This window comes from Pararobbsia silviterrae (assembly GCF_003628125.1).
Taxonomy (GTDB): Bacteria; Pseudomonadota; Gammaproteobacteria; order Burkholderiales; family Burkholderiaceae; genus Pararobbsia; species Pararobbsia silviterrae.
This window is the reverse complement of record NZ_RBZU01000001.1, coordinates 225930-243368: the sequence shown is the minus strand read 5'-3', so window position 1 is coordinate 243368 and position 17439 is coordinate 225930. Positions and strand designations below refer to the sequence as shown.

Here is a 17439-nt window from a genome sequence, read left to right as displayed (position 1 = left end):
ATGTGTCTGCGGCGAATACGGACTCATACGCTCACGTGCGACGGCCATGCACGCTCGATCAACTGCGCATGCCACGCGGTTTCGGATGCGGGCAAGGTGCCGTAGACGCGCCCGCAGTACCCCGCGCCGTCGGCGAGCCGCGTCGCGATGAACGCATCGGCGCTCGCTCCCGCGCCGTGGCGTCGCAACAGCACACTCTGCGCGATCAGCACGATCGTCTGTGCGATCCGGCGCGCGGACCCCTCGCGCTCGGCGGCGGACGCGCCGAGCACGCGCGTCACGTACGCGAGCGCGTCGAGCAGCCCGCGATCGCCCGCGGCCGCATCGCGCCAGTCGTCGAGCAATGCACGCGCCGCGTCGGGTTCGCGTTCGATCGCGCGCAGGACGTCGAGGCACATGACATTGCCCGAGCCTTCCCAGATCGAGTTGACCGGGGCCTCACGGTAGAAGCGCGCCATCGGACTCTCCTCGACGTAGCCGTTGCCGCCCCAGACCTCCATCGCCTCGCCCGTGAATTCGAGCGCGCGTTTGCAGACCCAGAACTTCGCCGCGGGCGTCACGATGCGCTGCCAGCCGCGATCGAGTTGCGAGATCGGCTCGGCCGACGCGTCATACGCATGCGCAAGCCGCATCATCAGCAGGGTCGCGGCTTCGCTTTCGAGCGCGAGATCGGCGAGCACGTTCTGCATGAGCGGCTGCTCGGCCAGCATCCGGCCGAACGCGCTGCGATGCCGCGCATGATGAACGGCCTGCACGAGCGCGGCGCGCATCAGCGCCGCGCTGCCGATCACGCAGTCGAGCCGCGTGTAGTTCGCCATCTCGATGATGGTCGGGATGCCGCGGCCTTCTTCGCCGATCAGGACGCCCCACGCGTCTTCGAATTCGACCTCGCTGCTCGCGTTCGAGCGATTGCCGAGCTTGTCCTTGAGACGCTGGACGCGCACCGTGTTGCGCCGGCCGTCGGGTGTGAAACGCGGCACGTAGAAACATGAGAGACCGGTATCGCCGTCGGCTCGCGCGAGCACGAGATGGGCATCGGCCTGAGGCACCGAAAAAAACCATTTGTGCCCGACCAGCCGGTACGCGGCGCCGCGCCCCGTGTACGCGGGCTCGATCGGAAACGCGCGCGTCTGGTTCGTGCGCACGTCCGATCCGCCCTGCTTTTCGGTCATGCCCATGCCGACGAGCATCGATCGCTTTTCCGACAACGGCAGATCGCGCGGATCGTGTTCGCGCGCGAAAAGCTTGTCGCGCAGCGGTTCGAACAAGGAAGTCTCGCGTTGCAGCACGGGAATGCTCGCGAACGTCATCGTCGTCGGACACAGCGTGCCGGATTCGATCTGCGCATGCAGGAAATAACCCGCGGCGCGCGCGCTCATCGCGCCTTCCCCCGGATCGGAGAACGGCAGCGCCTGCAGCCCGTGCGCGCGCAGCAAGTCGAGCAGCGCATGCCAGCTCGGATGCAGCTCGACCGCATCGAGACGCCGTCCGCGCGAATCGTGCGTGAACAGCTCGGGCGTATGCCGGTTCGCCAGTTCGGCCAGCACCTGGACATCGGCGCGCCCCAGCCGCGCGCCCATCGCATAGAGCGCGTCGCGGTGCCAGCCCGCGCCGTCGCGCTCGACGGCCCCGCTCAATACGACATCCGTTTCAAACAGGTTGTAGTCGACAAGCGGCGGGACCTGATTGGTCACTTCGTGCGTAGTCCAGTCCATGGCTCCGTGAGCTCCCTATGCTCGCGCAGAACGCGGGATGACAAGCGAAGGGCTCAGCATGGTCGATTGCACGCCCATGCGCAAGCGTAAGGATCCCGATCCGCGCGCCGGAATCGCGACCACGCGCGCCGGCAAGCGCCTCGTCGCGAATTAGAGCGCGCGCTCAATCGCGCGCGCGGGTTTATCCCCATGCTCGCCGGGACCGAATGCTCAAGAATCCCGAGGTCGCATATTTCGAGACGTCGGCGCGCTCCCTACCAAAAAAAAGCGCGGCTATGCTGGCGTCCGACTGAAAGGCGCCGACTTCCAAGGCGCAGGGAGACAACACCTCATGGGATCCACCGCGAGGTCCTCGACCTATGACTACATCGTCGTCGGGGCCGGCTCGGCCGGCTGCGCGACGGCGGCGCGACTCGCCGACGCATGCCCGCATGCGACGATCGCCCTGCTCGAAGCGGGGCCGTCCGATCACAGCGCGCTGATCCACACGCCGCTGGGTCTCGCCGCGCTCGTCGCGCGGCGCTCGCGCTACAACTGGATGTTCCGCACGGCCCCGCAGGCCGCGCTCTCCGATCGCAAGACCTGGCAGCCGCGCGGACGCGGTCTCGGCGGCAGCAGCTCGATCAATGCGATGGTCTACACGCGCGGCCACCCGCTCGACTACGACGAGTGGGAAGCGGCCGGGTGTCCCGGATGGGGCTGGCGCGACGTGCTGCCGTATTTCCGGCGCGCCGAATCGAATGTGCGCGGCGCGAGTACCTATCACGGCGAAAACGGTCCGCTCATCGTGTCGGATCTGCGCGACGTCAACGTGTTTTCATGGCGCTTCGTCAATGCCGCGGTCCAGGCCGGCTATCTGCCCAACGACGATTTCAACGGCGAGTCGCAAGAGGGCGTCGGCATCTATCAGGTCACGCAGCGCAACGGCGAACGATGGAACGCCGCGCGCGCGTATCTCCATTCGCGCGTGCGCGGCAATCTGCACGTGATCACGCACGCCCACGCGCTACGCATCGTGTTCGACGGCCGACGCGCGGCGGGTGTCGACATCTCGCGCGCGGGACGCGCCGAAACGCTGCACGCACGCGCCGAAGTCATCGTCTGCAGCGGCGCGTTCGGCTCGCCGCAACTGCTCATGTGTTCAGGCATCGGGCCCGCATCGACGCTGCGCGGCCTCGGCATCGACGTCGTGCACGACGCGCCGGGCGTCGGCGCGAACCTGCAGGATCATCTCGACTTCACGTTCCAGAAGCGCATACCCGGCGATACCGAAACGGTCGGCCTCACGATCGGCAGCCTCCCCGCGTGGGTGCGCCGCTGGTCGATGTATCGGCGTCACCGCCGCGGCCTGTTCGCGAGCAACGTCGCCGAAGCCGGCGGCTTCGTCAAAACCGACCCCGCGCTGCGACGCCCCGACATCCAGTTCCATTTCTGCGTGGCGCTCGTCGACGAGCACGGCCGGCGACTGCACTACGGCGCCGGGTACTCGCTGCATGTCTGCGTGCTGCGTCCGCGCAGCCGCGGCACCGTCACGATCGAGAGCCGCGATACGCGCGATGCGCCCGTCGTCGATCCTCGCTTCCTCAGCGATCCCTACGATGCCGAAGCGATGCTGCGCGGCGTCAAGGCCGCGCGGCGCATTCTCGAAGCGCCGGCGCTCGCCGACCACGGCGGCCGCGAATTGCGCACGCACGACCTCAAGACCGACGCCGAACTCATGGCGGCGGTCCGCGCGGATGCGGAGACGATCTATCACCCGGTCGGCACGTGCAGGATGGGCAGCGATCCCGCCTCGGTCGTCGATCCGGATCTGCGCGTACGCGGCGTCACGGGGCTGCGCGTCATCGACGCGTCGATCATGCCGACGCTCATCGGCGGCAATACGAATGCGCCGACGATCATGATCGCCGAGCGTGCGGTCGATCGCATGGTCGGCACGATGTCGCCGGCCGCCGCGCCCCTCGTGCTCGCGCCGGGATCCGCACTGGGGCCCGCGGGCGCATGAGCGGCGCGCCCGGTCCGGCGCGCGAACCCCATCGGCGCGCCTGAGCGTTTCTGCATGGCGCCCCGCGTAAGCGCGCCTGCGCATCGACGCGCCTAGGCGCCCTTGCGTGTCGCGCCGGCGCGCGCGCCGCCGAGCCAGAGATCGGCGGACGCGCTGCTCGGCCCCTCGTCTCCGGGCAACGCACGCGCGACATCGAGCCACGCACGCGCGGCATGCGACAGATAACCGTCCTTGCGCCACGCAATCGCCATATCCCACGCGATGACGGGATCGACAACGGGCACGAGCGTATAGCGTTCGGGGTCGAGCGGCCTGCAGTACGGCTCGGGCAGCAACGCGATGCCGACCCCCGCGCCGACGAGCGCCGTGATGAAATCCCAGTGTCCGCTGCGCCCGACGATCGTCGGCGTAAAGCCCGCGTCGCGGCACGCGCGCATGACGATATCGTTGAGCGCCAGGCTCTCGCCATAGAACACGAACGACTCGTCGGCAAGCTGCGCGAGCGGCACGCGGTCCGCGCCGCGCCAGCGCGACGTCGCGGGCGCGACGAGCCACAACCGATGGTGACTGACGGGCAGCAGGCTGAACACGGCCTCGTCGACGGGCAGCAGCACCGCGCCGAGTTCGAGATCGCCTTCGAGCAACGCCGCCTCGATCGCGCGCGAGCCGTGCTCGAACAACTTGAGTTCGACCTTCGGATAACGTTGCCGGAACGCCGCGATCGCGGGCGTGAACAGCGTGCCGCCCATCGGCGGAATGCCGATCCGGAGCTCGCCGCGTCCGAGCGATTCGAGATCGTTGAGCTCGGCGCGCAATTGCGCGTGCGCGGCGAGCACGTCCTGCCCGCGTTGCGCGACGATGCGTCCCGCGTCGGTCAACACGAGCTGCCGGCCTTCGCGCAGCAGCAAGGGCGTGCCGATCTCTTCCTCGAGCGATTTGACCATCTTGCTGATCGTCGGCTGCGTCACGCTGAGCGACTCGGCCGCGAGCGTGAAGCTTTGCTGCCGAACCACCTCGACAAAGTAGCGCAGAGCGCGCAATTCCATGGGTCGGTCTCCGAAGGGCGCGTCCGGTTCCCGGCGCATGAACATTCCGGTCTGGAATGCAAGATCCGAGTTTAAGTCAATCGAGGCATGACCCGCACCGGGCATGGGTCTTCGCGCGCCGCCGACGCGCTTCTTTGCTACAATCTGCGCCACCTTCCGAGGAGCGTTGCGACGGAATTTCTTCCGCCAGGCTCGGAATCTCACCGGGGATCGCCGACGCGGCCCCGTTCTGAACGGCGCTCACGTCTTTAATTTCTAGGTCTTTTTTAGAAAGGAGGGCGTGATGAACGCCGCTGTAGTCGATTCCCAGGATTTTGTCGTCGCCGATCTGTCGCTTGCCGCTTGGGGCAAGAAGGAACTCGTGATCGCGGAATCGGAAATGCCGGGCCTGATGGCCACGCGCGCCGAATACAAGACGAGCCAGCCGCTCAAGGGCGCGCGCATCGCCGGCTCGCTGCACATGACGATCCAGACCGCCGTGCTGATCCAGACGCTCGAAGCGCTGGGCGCGCAAGTGCGCTGGGCCTCGTGCAACATCTTCTCGACGCAGGATCACGCCGCCGCCGCGATCGCCGCGAACGGCACGCCCGTGTTCGCTTTCAAGGGTGAAAGCCTCGACGAATACTGGGAATTCAGCCATCGGATCTTCGAATGGCCGAACGGCGAGCAAGCGAACATGATCCTCGACGACGGCGGCGACGCGACGCTGCTGCTGATTCTCGGCACCAAGGCCGAGAGCGACCGCTCGGTGATCTCGAAGCCGGCCAACGAGGAAGAAACGGCGCTGTTCAAGTCGATCGCCGCGCACCTCGACGCCGATCCGACGTGGTACTCGAAGCGTCTCAAGGAAATCAAGGGCGTCACCGAGGAAACGACGACGGGCGTGCATCGCCTGTATCAGCTCGAAAAGGACGGCAAGCTGCCGTTCCCCGCGTTCAACGTCAACGACTCGGTCACGAAGTCGAAGTTCGACAATCTCTATGGTTGCCGCGAGTCGCTCGTCGACGGCATCAAGCGCGCGACCGACGTCATGATCGCGGGCAAGGTCGCGGTCGTCGCGGGCTACGGCGATGTCGGCAAGGGCTGCGCGCAGTCGCTGCGCGGCCTCGGCGCGACGGTCTGGGTCACGGAAATCGATCCGATCTGCGCCCTGCAGGCGGCCATGGAAGGCTATCGCGTCGTCACGATGGACTATGCGGCCGACAAGGCCGACATCTTCGTGACCGCGACGGGCAATTTCCACGTGATCGACCATGATCACATGAAGAAGATGCGTCACCAGGCCATCGTCTGCAACATCGGTCACTTCGACTCGGAAATCAACGTCGCGTCGCTGCGCCAGTACACGTGGGACAACATCAAGCCGCAGGTCGATCACATCGAGTTCCCTGACGGCAAGCGCATCATCCTGCTCGCCGAAGGCCGCCTCGTGAACCTCGGCTGCGCGACGGGCCACCCGTCGTTCGTGATGTCGAACTCGTTCACGAACCAGACGCTCGCGCAGATCGAACTGTTCACGAAGGGCAACCAGTACGAGAAGAAGGTCTACGTGCTGCCGAAGCACCTCGACGAAAAGGTCGCGCGCCTGCACCTGGGCCGCATCGGCGCAGACCTGACCGTGCTGACCGACGAACAGGCGAACTACATCAGCGTCGACAAGAACGGTCCGTTCAAGCCGTCGCATTACCGTTACTGATCCGCTTACAGTTCGCGCGAGCGAACTGTCGTCAGGCGAGGTATCGGAGTTGCGCGTCGGGCCCTGAATCGGCCCGGCGCGTTCGTTTATAGACTGACCGAAAGGAGCGGCGATGCATCTGATCGTGACTTGGCTGTTGAACGCGGTGGCCTTGCTCGGCGTAACGTACGTGATCCCCTCGATTCACATCCGGAGCTTCGGCACCGCGCTCGTGATCGCGATCGTGCTCGGCTTGATCAACGTGCTGCTGCGGCCCGTGCTCGTGCTGCTGACCTTGCCCGTGACGATTCTCACGCTCGGCTTGTTCCTGCTCGTGATCAATGCGCTGCTGTTCCAGCTCGCGGCATGGTTCGTCAGGGGTTTCGAGGTCGATGGATTCTGGGCCGCGTTGTTCGGCTCGATCCTCTACAGCGTGATCTCGTGGATCCTGACCGCGATCGTATTCGGTCACCGCGAAGGCATCACACGCTGGTATTGATCGAAACACTATGGCTAGCTGCGAACTCTCGTTTGAATTCTTTCCGCCGAAGACCGCCGACGGTCTCGACAAGCTGCGCGCCACGCGCGCCCAGCTTGCGGCACTGAACCCGAAATTCGTTTCGGTCACGTTCGGCGCCGGCGGCTCGACCCAACAAGGCACGCTCGATCTCGTCGTCGAAATGAAACGCGACGGCCTCGAAGCGGCGCCGCATCTGTCGTGCATCGGCGCGACGCGCGAAAGCATCCGCGAGATCCTCAAGCACTATCGCGAACACGGCATCCGTCACATCGTCGCACTGCGCGGCGACATGCCGTCGGGCATGGGCGAGATCGGCGAATTCCGCTATGCGTCGGATCTCGTCGAATTCATTCGCGCGGAGACGGGCGACTGGTTCCGCATCGAAGTCGCCGCGTACCCCGAGTATCACCCGCAGGCGCGTTCGCCCAAGCACGATCTCGATGCGTTCGCGCGCAAGGTCAAGGCGGGCGCCGACTCGGCGATCACGCAGTACTTCTTCAACGCGGACGCGTATTTCCGCTTTGTCGACGACGCGCGCGCGCTCGGCGTCGAGGTGCCGATCACGCCGGGCATCATGCCGATCACGAACTACTCGCAGCTCCTGCGATTCTCGGAGATGTGCGGCGCCGAAGTCCCGCGCTGGATCGCCAAGCGGCTCGAAGGCTTCGGCGACGACCGCGAATCGATTCGCGCGTTCGGCCTCGATGTCGTGACCGATCTCTGCGAACGGCTGCTCGATCACGGCGTGCCCGGGCTTCACTTCTATACGTTGAACGCCGCGGCCGCGAGCCGCGCGATCTACGAACGGCTGCGCAACAAGGACTGAACGAATCGCGCGCGGGACGGAAACGCCCGCGCGGCGGCACGCGGCGCGTGAGGCAAAACGACCGATCGCGCGACGGGATCCGCAAGATCGCGCCTTGTTCGTCATTTTGATCGTCAGTAACATCGGTTCACCGCGTCGATCCCGTCGCGCCACCCAGAGAGGCCCCGATGAACCTCGTCCGTGGTCGTTTGCGTCGCGTGCGCGCGCGTCTCGCCGTCGTGTCGATCGATCGGTGCGCTGTCGACAGGATCGCCGCCAGGCGCGTCGCCATTCACGCGCCGCGCTTTCGGGGCGCGGTCGTCCGGGGCATCGCCGCACTCGCCGCATGCGCGGCGCTGTGCAACGCGCCGCTCCCGGCCTCGGCCGCCGTGCCCGACAAGACGCTCGTGTTCTGCTCGGAAGGCAGCCCCGCCGGCTTCGATCCCGCGCAATACACGACTTCGGTCGAATCGACGGCGTCGGCGTATCCGGTCTATAACCGGCTCGTCGAGTTCGCGAAGGGCGGCACGAAGGTCGAGCCCGGCCTCGCCGAAAGCTGGGAAATCGCGCCCGACGGACTCACGTACACGTTCCACCTGCGTCACGGCGTCAAGTTTCAGACCACGCCGTACTTCAAGCCGACGCGCGAATTCAACGCCGACGACGTGCTGTTCACGTTCGATCGCATGCGCGACCCGGACAATGCGTTCCGCAAGGCCTATCCGGTCCGGTTTCCGTACTTCACGGACATGGGCCTCGACAAGAGCATCGCGAAGATCGAGAAACTCGATCCGTACACGGTGCGCATGACGCTGAGCGCCGTCAATGCGCCGTTCCTGTCCGACCTCGCGATGCCGTTCACGTCGCTCCTGTCGGCCCAATACGCGGACCAGCTGCTCAAGTCGAACACGGCGTCCGACATCAATCAGAAGCCCGTCGGCACGGGTCCGTTTATTTTCCGCAGCTACACGAAGGACGCGACGATCCGCTTCGACGGCAACCCCGACTACTGGAAACCGGGCGACGTCCAGGTTTCAAAGCTGATCTTCGCGATCACGATCGATCCGTCGGTGCGCGTGCAGAAGCTCAAACGCAACGAGTGCCAGGTCATGGCCTATCCGAAGCCGGCCGATCTCGACATGATCCGCTCGGACGCGAATCTCCAGATGCCGAGCCAGGCGGGCTTCAATCTTGGCTACCTCGCGTACAACACGCAGCACAAGCCGTTCGACAACGTCGACGTGCGGCGCGCGCTCGATATGGCGATCGACAAGGACGCGATCATCAAATCGGTCTACCAGGGCGCCGGACAACGCGCGAGCGCACCGATGCCGCCCACGCAATGGTCGTACGACAAGGACCTCAAGGACGCGCCATTCGATCCCGCCAAGGCCAAGGCGATGCTCGCGAAAGCGGGCTTCGCAAACGGGTTCGACGTGACGCTCTGGGCGATGCCCGTCCAACGTCCCTATAATCCGAACGCGCGCCTGATGGCCGAGATGATCCAGGCGGATTGGGAGAAGATCGGCGTGCACGCGAAGATCGTCACCTACGAGTGGGCCGAGTACATGAAGCGCGCGCAGGCCGGCGAGCACGACGCGATGCTCATCGGCTGGACCGGCGACAACGGCGACCCCGACAACTGGCTCGCCGTGCTGCTCGGCTGCGATGCGATCAACGGCAGCAATTACGCGCGCTGGTGCTACAAGCCGTTCGACGATCTGATCGTAAAAGCGCGCGCGACGACCGACATCGGGACGCGCACGAAGCTCTACACGCAGGCCCAGGAAATCTTCAAGGATCAAGTGCCCTATACGCCGATCGCGCATTCGACGGTCTATCAACCCCTCGGCAAGAACGTGACCGGTTTCGCGATCGATCCGTTCGGGCCGACGCAATTCGCGGGCGTGGGCCTCAAATCGCCATGATTCGTTTCGCTTTGACACGGCTGCTGAGCGTGGTGCCGACCTTCATCGGCATCACGCTGCTCGTGTTCATCCTGATCCATCTGATTCCGGGCGACCCGGTCGAAGTCCTCATGGGCGAGCGCGGCATCACGCCGGCCGCGCATGCCGAGGCGATGCACCGGCTCGGTCTCGACGCGCCGCTGCCGATTCAGTACGGACGTTATCTCCTGCATGCGCTGCACGGCGATCTCGGCACATCGCTCGTGTCGAGCACGAGCGTCATGCAGGAATTTCTCGCGCGTTTTCCGGCCACCGTCGAACTGTCACTGTGCGCGTTACTGTTCGCGCTGATCGTCGGCGTGCCCGCGGGCGTGGTCGCCGCGCTGCGGCGCGGCTCGGCCGTCGATCATGGCGTGATGGGCACGGCGCTCGCTGGCTATTCGATGCCGATCTTCTGGTGGGGGCTGATCCTCATCATGTTCTTCTCGGTCAAGCTCGGCTGGACACCCGTCTCGGGACGCATCGCCGTCGAATACGATGTGACGCCCGTGACGGGCTTCATGCTGATCGATACGCTGTTCTCGAACGATCCCGGCGCGCTGAGGTCGGCGCTCAGTCATCTCGTGCTGCCGGCGATCGTGCTCGGCACGATTCCGCTCGCGGTCATCGCGCGCATGACGCGTTCGTCGATGCTCGAAGTGCTGCGCGAGGACTATATCCGGACCGCGCGCGCCAAAGGTCTCGCGCCGCTGCGCGTGATCGTCGTGCATGCGCTGCGCAATGCATTGATTCCCGTCGTCACGGCGATCGGCCTGCAGGTCAGCTTGCTGCTCGCGGGGGCGGTGCTCACGGAGACCACGTTCTCGTGGCCCGGCGTCGGCAAATGGCTCATCGACGCGGTCGCGCGACGCGACTATCCCGTCGTGCAAGGCGCGATCCTGCTGATCGCGCTGCTCGTGATCGCCGTCAACTTCTGCGTCGACATGCTCTACGGCGTGTTGAATCCGCGCATCCGGCATACGAGGTGACGCCGATGTCCGATCTCTCGAATCCGGTCATCGATCCGCCGTCGGCCGACAGCCGCCTGCTCGCCGCGCGCGCGTTCTGGCGACATTTCGCCGCGCATCGCGGCGCGGTCGTCGCGGGCGCGGTCTTCGCGCTGCTGATGCTCGTCGCGCTCTGCGCGCCGTGGCTCACGCCGCACAATCCCGTCGAACAGTTCCGCGATGCGATCCGCACGCCGCCCGCCTGGCTCGACGGCGGCCAGGCGCGCTTTCTGCTCGGCACCGACGAGGCCGGGCGCGATCTGCTCTCGCGCCTGATCTCGGGCGCGCGCGTGTCGTTCTCGATCGGTCTCGTGTCGGTCGTGCTCGCGTTGATTCCGGGCGTCGCGCTCGGACTCGTCGCCGCGTTCTCGGCGGGCGCGCTCGATGCGCTGATCATGCGCGTGATCGACGTGCTGCTCGCCTTGCCCTCGCTGTTGCTCGCGGTCGCGATCGTCGCGGTGCTCGGCCCGGGTCTCGCGAACACGATGTTCGCGATCGCGATCACGGCCCTGCCCGCGTATGTGCGGCTCACGCGCGCATCGGCGCTCGGCGAGCTGCAGAAGGATTACGTGACGGCATCGCGCGTGGCGGGCGCGGGCACGCTGCGGCTCATGTATTCGCAGGTGCTGCCGAACTGCGCGGCGCCGCTCATCGTGCAGGCCACGCTCGGCTTCTCGTCGGCGATCCTCGACGCGGCGGCGCTCGGCTTCCTCGGCCTCGGTGTCCAGCCGCCCTACGCCGAATGGGGCGCGATGCTCGCTTCGGCGCGCGACTATATCGACACGGCATGGTGGATCGTCGCGATGCCCGGCCTCGCGATCCTGATCTCGGTGCTCGCGATCAACGTGTTCGGCGACGGCCTGCGCGACGCGCTCGACCCCAAACTCAAACGGATCCGATAGGCGACTCGCGCCATGCACGGCACCCCCACCCCCTTGCTGCGGATACGCAATCTGAGCGTCGATTTCGACGGCCTCGCGGCGGTCGATCATGTCGATCTGTCCGTCGCGCCCGGCGAGGTCGTCGGCATCGTCGGCGAATCCGGCTCGGGCAAGAGCGTCACGATGCTCGCGCTGATGGGGCTCGTCGATGCGCCGGGTCAGGTTCGCGCCGACGAGATCCGCTTCAATGGCGTCGATCTGCTCGCCGCGACCGCGCGTGAACGGCGCAGGATCGTCGGCAAGGACATGTCGATGGTGTTCCAGGACGCGCTCACGAGCCTCAATCCGAGCTATACGGTCGGCTTCCAGGTGGCCGAGGTGCTCCGGCGCCATCAGGGCCTGCGCGGATCGGCGCTGCGCAAGCGGGTCGTCGAGCTGTTCGAGCACGTCGAGATCCCCGACGCCAAGGCGCGTATCGGCGCGTTTCCGCATCAGCTCTCGGGCGGCATGAACCAGCGCGTGATGATCGCGATGGCGATCGCGTGCGATCCGAAACTCTTGATCGCCGACGAGCCGACGACCGCGCTCGACGTCACGATCCAGGCGCAGATCATGCGGCTGCTGCTCTCGCTCCAGAAGGAACGCGGCATGGCGCTCGTGCTGATTTCGCACGATCTCGCGGTCGTCTCCGAGGTCGCGCAGCGCGTGGCCGTCATGTACGCGGGCGAGGTCATCGAGACGCGCACGGTGCCCGCGATCTTCGATGCGCCGCATCATCCGTACACGCACGCGCTGCTGCAGGCGATCCCCGAAAACAATCCCGGCGCGGCGCGGCTCGCGGCGTTGCCCGGCGTCGTGCCGGGCCGCGACGACCGGCCCTCGGGGTGCCTGTTCGCGCCGCGCTGCGTCCATGCGGTCGATGCGTGCCGCGCGGCGCGGCCGGCGCTCGCGCGACTCGATCCGCTCGATTCGCGCGATCCGCACGCGGATGCGGCCGTCCGATGCATCCGCCCGCTGAATCTCGCGCGCGCCGGCGCGCAAGGAGCCGTGCAATGACGACGCGCCCCGACACCGGTATCGGCACGGCGGCGGGTCTACGCGCGCACGACGCGGGATCGAACGCCGGATTGAGCCCCGACGCGCGCGGGGAGCGCGACGCGGCGCGCGCGTCGTCCGAGCCCGTGCTCGTCGCCGACGTGCTGAGCAAGCACTACGCGGTGCGCCGCGGCCTGTTCGGGCACGCGAGCGTCAATGCGCTGAACGGCGTGTCGTTTTCGCTCGCGCAAGGCCGCACGCTCGCGGTCGTCGGCGAGTCGGGCAGCGGCAAATCGACGCTCGCGCGCCAGCTCACGATGATCGAAACGCCGAGCGGCGGCACGCTGACGATCGGCGGCGAACGCGTCACGCGCTTCGGCAGCGACGTCCCGGCCGCGTTGCGCCGCCGCGTGCAGATGGTGTTCCAGAATCCGTTCGCGTCGTTGAATCCGCGCAAAACCATCGCGCAGACGCTCGACGAACCGCTCGCGATCAATACGCCGCTCGATCGCGCGGCGCGCGCCGCGCGCGTGGCCGACGCGATGCGCGTCGTCGGCCTGCGGCCCGAGCATGCGCGCCGCTATCCGCATATGTTCTCGGGCGGCCAACGGCAGCGCATCGCGATCGCGCGCGCGATGATCGTCGAGCCGCGCATCGTCGTCGCCGACGAACCGGTGTCGGCGCTCGACGTGTCGATCCAGGCGCAGATCCTCAATCTGTTCATGGATCTCCAGCAGCAGTACGCGGTGAGCTTCGTATTCATCTCGCACAATCTGGCCGTCGTCGAACATGTGGCCGACGACGTGCTCGTCATGTACTTCGGCGGCGTCGTCGAACTCGGCGACAAGCGCCGGGTGCTGAGCCGGCCGCGTCATCCGTATACACGCTCGCTGCTGTCGGCCACGCCCGCGATCCGTGCGTCGGAGCGCCGCCTCCAAGTTAGACTCTCGGGTGAGCTGCCTTCGCCGTTGAATCCCCCGTCCGGCTGCAGCTTCCATCCGCGCTGCCCGATGGCCGTCGAACGATGCCGTGTCGAACGGCCGGCGCTGCGCGACGTGGATGGCCGCAGTGTGGCGTGTCATCGCGCGGAAGAGACGGGGGAGTAACACCTTGGCGCGGCGCAGCGTTGGCTTACCGCCGCCGAATGTGACGCGCAGGCGATCTGGTGCAAGCACACGTGTGGCAGCTTTCGTTGAGGATCGGCAGGTATCCGGGGCCGGACTCGCGCGTGCGCGAGACGCCGACCGATGCAGGCCATGCGACGCCCGCCGAATCGACCCGGGCGGTGCGAGCCGGATCGATCCGGCGCTGGCTCGCGGTCTGCATGACGGCATGCGCGCTCGGCGGTTCGGCCGTCGATGCGCTGGCCGCGCCCGCATCGGCCCCGCGTACGGCGGCCGGCGCCGCGCAGGCGCCGCCGCGACTGCCGTTCTATATCGCGCGCAAAGCCAATAACCGCACGGTCTATATCCTCGGCACGATGCACGCCGCCAAACCGGCCGACTATCCGCCGAACCAGCCGTTCCGGCCCGAGATTCTCGATGCGCTCAAGCGCGCGACACTGCTTGCGTTCGAGCTCTCGCCCGACGATCTCGTCGTCTCGCAAAACGATGTGACGCGCTATGGCGTCTGCGATACGCCGTGCCTGCCCAAGCAATTGCCCGATGCGCTCTGGAAGCGTCTGCAATGGCGGCTGCGCGACAACCCCGAGGCGCTCGCCGAAATTCAGAAGATGCGGCCCTGGCTCGCGGCGCTGCTGATCGAAACATACGATTCGCTCGCCGCCGGGCTGCAGACCGAATACGGGACCGAAGCCCAGCTCGAAAACGTCTACGCGAAATATCCGATCGTCGGGCTCGAGACGCTCAACGATCAGATGCGCGCGTTCACGAATCTGCGCAATGCCGAGCAATGGGAAATGCTCGCCCAGGACCTCGCGCAGACGCCCCAGCAGAACGCGGCCGATACGCGGCAGCTCCACGCGCTCTGGCGCGAGGGCGACGCCGACAAGCTCGCGGCCTGGAGCGCGGCGCGCTCGTTACGGCTCGCACAGACGCCCGAGCTTTCGAACGCGCTCGATGAAAAGATCCTCTATCGCCGCAACCGGCGGTTCGCGCGCCGGATCGCGGACCTCTCGCTGCCCGACAAGCCGATCTTCGTCGCGGTCGGCGTGCTGCATCTCGGCGGCCCGCGCGGTGTGCTCGCGAAGCTCAGGGAAAACGGCTTCTCGATCGAGCCGGGCTGAGCCGGCAGACGGCCTCGCTTTCGGCGCGTGCGTTGCGTGCGTTGCGTGCGGCGAGGCAAGGCTTTATCGCCATCGCGCCCGTCCGCGCGCTCACGCCGTCGCGCTCGCCGGCGATGTCGGGCCCACGCGGATCTGTTCGGCGTCGAGCCGGCCGCGGATCCGGCGGGCGAACGCGAGTGCATGCGGGCCATCGCCATGGAGGCAGATGGTTTGCGCATTGAGCGGAACCCAATGACCGTCGACCGATTGCACGCGCCGTTCGCGAATCATCGCGATCGTGCGTTCGAGCACGAGGTCTTCGTCGTCGAGCAGCGCGCCGGGCTGGCTGCGCGGTACGAGCGAGCCGTCGGCGCGATAACCGCGATCCGCAAAGGCTTCCTCGATCGACGTCAGTCCGGCCCGGCGCGCCGCGGCCACGAGCTCGGCATTCGCGAGGCCGAACACGGCGATCGACGGATCGAAATCGCGCACGGCCGCGACGATCGCATCGGCCATGGCGGGATCGCGCGCGGCCTGGTTGTACATCGCGCCATGCGGTTTGACGTGGGCGACGCGGCCGCCCTCGGCCCGCGCGAACGCCGCGAGCGCGCCGAGCTGATAGAGCACGGCCGCGTAGACCGCATTGGGCGGCAGCGCGATCTCCGTACGGCCGAAATTCGCCGGATCGTTGAAGCTCGGGTGCGCGCCGACGGCCACGCCGCGCGCAATGGCCGCCGCGACGCTCGCGCGCATGACGTCCGCGCCGCCCGCGTGCCAGCCGCACGCGATATTCGCGGAACTCACGAGATCGAGCAGCGCCGCGTCGTTGTCGCAGCCCTCGCCAAGATCCGCGTTCAGATCGATTTGCATGGTGTCATTCCAAAAGATTCAGCGCGCCCGCGCGGCCTGATCATGTTGTTTCATATCGAGCGCCGCCGCGACCTGCGTGAGATAGCGCTGTGTCGCGCGCAACGCTTCGAGCGCCTCGTCGCGCGTGCATTCGACAAACCGGACCGCGCTGCCGAGCCGCGCCTGCCCGAGCCGCCAGAGGTCGGCGCTGATCACCGCGCCGATCTTCGGATAACCGCCGGTCGTCTGCGCATCGGCCAGCAGCACGATCGGCTTGCCGTTCGGCGGCACCTGGATCGTACCCGGCAGCACCGCGTGCGAACGCAGCTCGTCGCCGATGCCGCGTTCGAGTACCGGGCCATCGAGCCGATAGCCGACGCGGTTGCTGTTCGGCGTGATCGTCCAGTCGCGCGTCCAGAACGCTTCGTGCGACGCCTCGGTGAAATCGCCGTACTCGTGTCCGCGCAGCACGCGGACCACGATCGTCGGCCCGACCGGCACCTTGCCGTCGTAGTGCGGCGGGCCGGGCGTGTAGTCGATCTCCGCGAACTTGCTCCAGGCGGGCGCCTTGACGCCGAATGTCGGCGCATCGGGCGAAAACACGCTGTCGCGCGCAAGCGCGGCAGACGGCCCATGCGGCAGGCGATCGCCGTCGCGCAGCGCGCGTCCGCCGAGTCCGCCGAAACCCGCTTTGAGATCCGTGCTGCGCGACCCGAGAACGGGCTTCACGTCGATACCGCCCGCGACGGCGACGTAAGCGCGCATGCCGCGCCGCGCGGCGCGCAGCGTCAGACATTGTCCGGCCTGGACCGGCAGGCTCCACCACGACGAGACGTGCGCATCGTCGAGCGTCGCATTGAAGTCGGTGCCCGTGATTGCAATGCGCGTCGCGTGTGTGAAGCGCAGCGCAACGGGGCCCATCGTGATCTCGATCGCGGCCGCGTCGACCGGATTGCCGACGAGCCGGTTCGCGATCTCGAACGACAGCGGGTCCATCGCACCCGCGAGCGCGACACCGAGATGCCGGTGACCTCGGCGGCCGAGATCCTGGACCGAACTCAAGACGCCGGCCTTGATGACGTCGATCATCGCGCGCCCCCGCTCGGCACGAACCGCACGCGGTCGCCCGGTGCAAGCAGCGACGGCGGATCGCGCTCGGCGTCGAACAACGTCGCGGGCGTGCGCCCGATCAACTGCCAGCCGCCGGGCGACGCGGTCGGATAGACACCCGTCTGCGCGCCGCCGATGCCGACCGAACCGGCCGGCACGCGCACGCGCGGCTCCTTGCGGCGCGGCGCAGCAAGCGCCGGATCGAGTCCGCCGAGATAGGCGAAGCCCGGTTGGAATCCGAGAAAATAGACCGTGTATTCGGTCTGCGCATGCCGTTCGATCAACGCCTCGACGCTGAGTCCCGCGTGGCGCGCGACGGCTTCGATATCGGGGCCGTCGACGCCGCCGTAGTGGACCGGCAACTCGATGAGACGTCCGGGCGCGTCGCCGAGATCGTGCGGCTCGGCATCGTCGGCGTGTGTCCGCGAGGCGCGCTTGCGCGTGCCGCCCGCGCGTCCGGTATCGCGCGTCGTACCGGACCGCGACGCGCTCGTGCTCGTGCTTGTGCTCCCAGCGGCTCCCGAAGCGTCCGCAAGCGCCTCGTCGAGCGTATCGGCATCGGACGCCCGTTGCGCGGCCGCGTCGCGGCCGTCCGCCTCCGGGCCGTCCTCAATGGCATCG

The 17439-nt window shown here is 67.1% G+C and carries 14 protein-coding genes, 1 pseudogene and 1 riboswitch; of the genes and pseudogenes, 10 read left to right on the top strand and 5 right to left on the bottom strand.

Going from position 1 to position 17439, the window contains the following annotated elements:
• Window positions 1-23: 23 nt before the first annotated feature.
• Window positions 24-1715: an isovaleryl-CoA dehydrogenase gene (locus D7S86_RS01005; RefSeq protein WP_121082291.1), complete on the bottom strand. Its 1692-nt coding sequence runs from the start codon at window positions 1713-1715 to the stop codon at window positions 24-26.
• Between the two features lie 331 nt (window positions 1716-2046).
• Between D7S86_RS01005 and D7S86_RS01000 the strand changes: the two genes are divergently transcribed.
• Entirely contained in the window at window positions 2047-3720 is a 1674-nt protein-coding gene (locus D7S86_RS01000) for a GMC family oxidoreductase (RefSeq protein ID WP_121082288.1), read from the top strand.
• A gap of 92 nt (window positions 3721-3812) precedes the next feature.
• Here D7S86_RS01000 and D7S86_RS00995 read toward each other — a convergent pair whose 3' ends face one another.
• Entirely contained in the window at window positions 3813-4766 is a 954-nt protein-coding gene (locus tag D7S86_RS00995) for a LysR family transcriptional regulator (protein WP_121082285.1), read from the bottom strand.
• Window positions 4767-4918: 152 nt separating this feature from the next.
• A riboswitch (S-adenosyl-L-homocysteine riboswitch) is annotated at window positions 4919-5015 on the top strand.
• A gap of 34 nt (window positions 5016-5049) precedes the next feature.
• On the opposite strand from D7S86_RS00995, the gene ahcY reads away from it, so the two are divergent.
• The 9 genes from ahcY (at window position 5050) to D7S86_RS00950 (ending at window position 14880) form a co-directional block, all read left to right on the top strand.
• Window positions 5050-6462 (top strand): adenosylhomocysteinase, encoded by a 1413-nt coding sequence (ahcY, locus tag D7S86_RS00990; protein WP_121082282.1) that lies wholly within the window; start codon window positions 5050-5052, stop codon window positions 6460-6462.
• Between the two features lie 112 nt (window positions 6463-6574).
• Complete coding sequence (locus tag D7S86_RS00985) at window positions 6575-6940, top strand: phage holin family protein (RefSeq protein ID WP_121082279.1); 366 nt, start codon at window positions 6575-6577, stop codon at window positions 6938-6940.
• Window positions 6941-6950: 10 nt separating this feature from the next.
• On the top strand, window positions 6951-7787 hold the full coding sequence (metF, locus tag D7S86_RS00980; protein WP_121082276.1) for a methylenetetrahydrofolate reductase [NAD(P)H]: 837 nt from the start codon (window positions 6951-6953) through the stop codon (window positions 7785-7787).
• A 167-nt stretch (window positions 7788-7954) separates the two neighbouring features.
• The gene (locus tag D7S86_RS00975) at window positions 7955-9694 is read left to right on the top strand and encodes an ABC transporter substrate-binding protein (RefSeq protein WP_121082273.1); all 1740 of its coding nucleotides are present in this window, start codon (window positions 7955-7957) and stop codon (window positions 9692-9694) included.
• The gene (locus D7S86_RS00970) at window positions 9691-10701 is read left to right on the top strand and encodes an ABC transporter permease subunit (protein WP_121082270.1); all 1011 of its coding nucleotides are present in this window, start codon (window positions 9691-9693) and stop codon (window positions 10699-10701) included. Before D7S86_RS00975 ends, D7S86_RS00970 begins: the two co-directional genes overlap by 4 nt.
• Window positions 10702-10706: 5 nt before the next feature.
• Window positions 10707-11621 (top strand): ABC transporter permease subunit, encoded by a 915-nt coding sequence (locus tag D7S86_RS00965; RefSeq protein ID WP_121084159.1) that lies wholly within the window; start codon window positions 10707-10709, stop codon window positions 11619-11621.
• Between the two features lie 12 nt (window positions 11622-11633).
• Window positions 11634-12656 (top strand): ABC transporter ATP-binding protein, encoded by a 1023-nt coding sequence (locus D7S86_RS00960; protein ID WP_121082267.1) that lies wholly within the window; start codon window positions 11634-11636, stop codon window positions 12654-12656.
• A complete protein-coding gene (locus D7S86_RS00955; protein WP_121082264.1) occupies window positions 12653-13741 on the top strand; it encodes a dipeptide ABC transporter ATP-binding protein in 1089 nt (362 codons plus the stop codon). Before D7S86_RS00960 ends, D7S86_RS00955 begins: the two co-directional genes overlap by 4 nt.
• Window positions 13742-13863: 122 nt before the next feature.
• Window positions 13864-14880: a TraB/GumN family protein gene (locus D7S86_RS00950; protein WP_420813198.1), complete on the top strand. Its 1017-nt coding sequence runs from the start codon at window positions 13864-13866 to the stop codon at window positions 14878-14880.
• A 90-nt stretch (window positions 14881-14970) separates the two neighbouring features.
• On the opposite strand, the gene pxpA is transcribed toward D7S86_RS00950, so the two are convergent.
• From pxpA to pxpB, 3 genes and pseudogenes are all read right to left on the bottom strand, one after another.
• Window positions 14971-15729: a 5-oxoprolinase subunit PxpA gene (gene pxpA, locus D7S86_RS00945; RefSeq protein ID WP_121082261.1), complete on the bottom strand. Its 759-nt coding sequence runs from the start codon at window positions 15727-15729 to the stop codon at window positions 14971-14973.
• Window positions 15730-15747: 18 nt separating this feature from the next.
• Window positions 15748-16797: a 5-oxoprolinase subunit C family protein gene (locus D7S86_RS00940; RefSeq protein WP_121082257.1), complete on the bottom strand. Its 1050-nt coding sequence runs from the start codon at window positions 16795-16797 to the stop codon at window positions 15748-15750.
• Window positions 16794-17213, bottom strand: a pseudogene (gene pxpB / locus D7S86_RS30045) (5-oxoprolinase subunit PxpB); the annotation flags it as partial. The gene D7S86_RS00940 and the pseudogene pxpB, both read right to left, overlap by 4 nt.
• Window positions 17214-17439 lie beyond the last annotated feature (226 nt).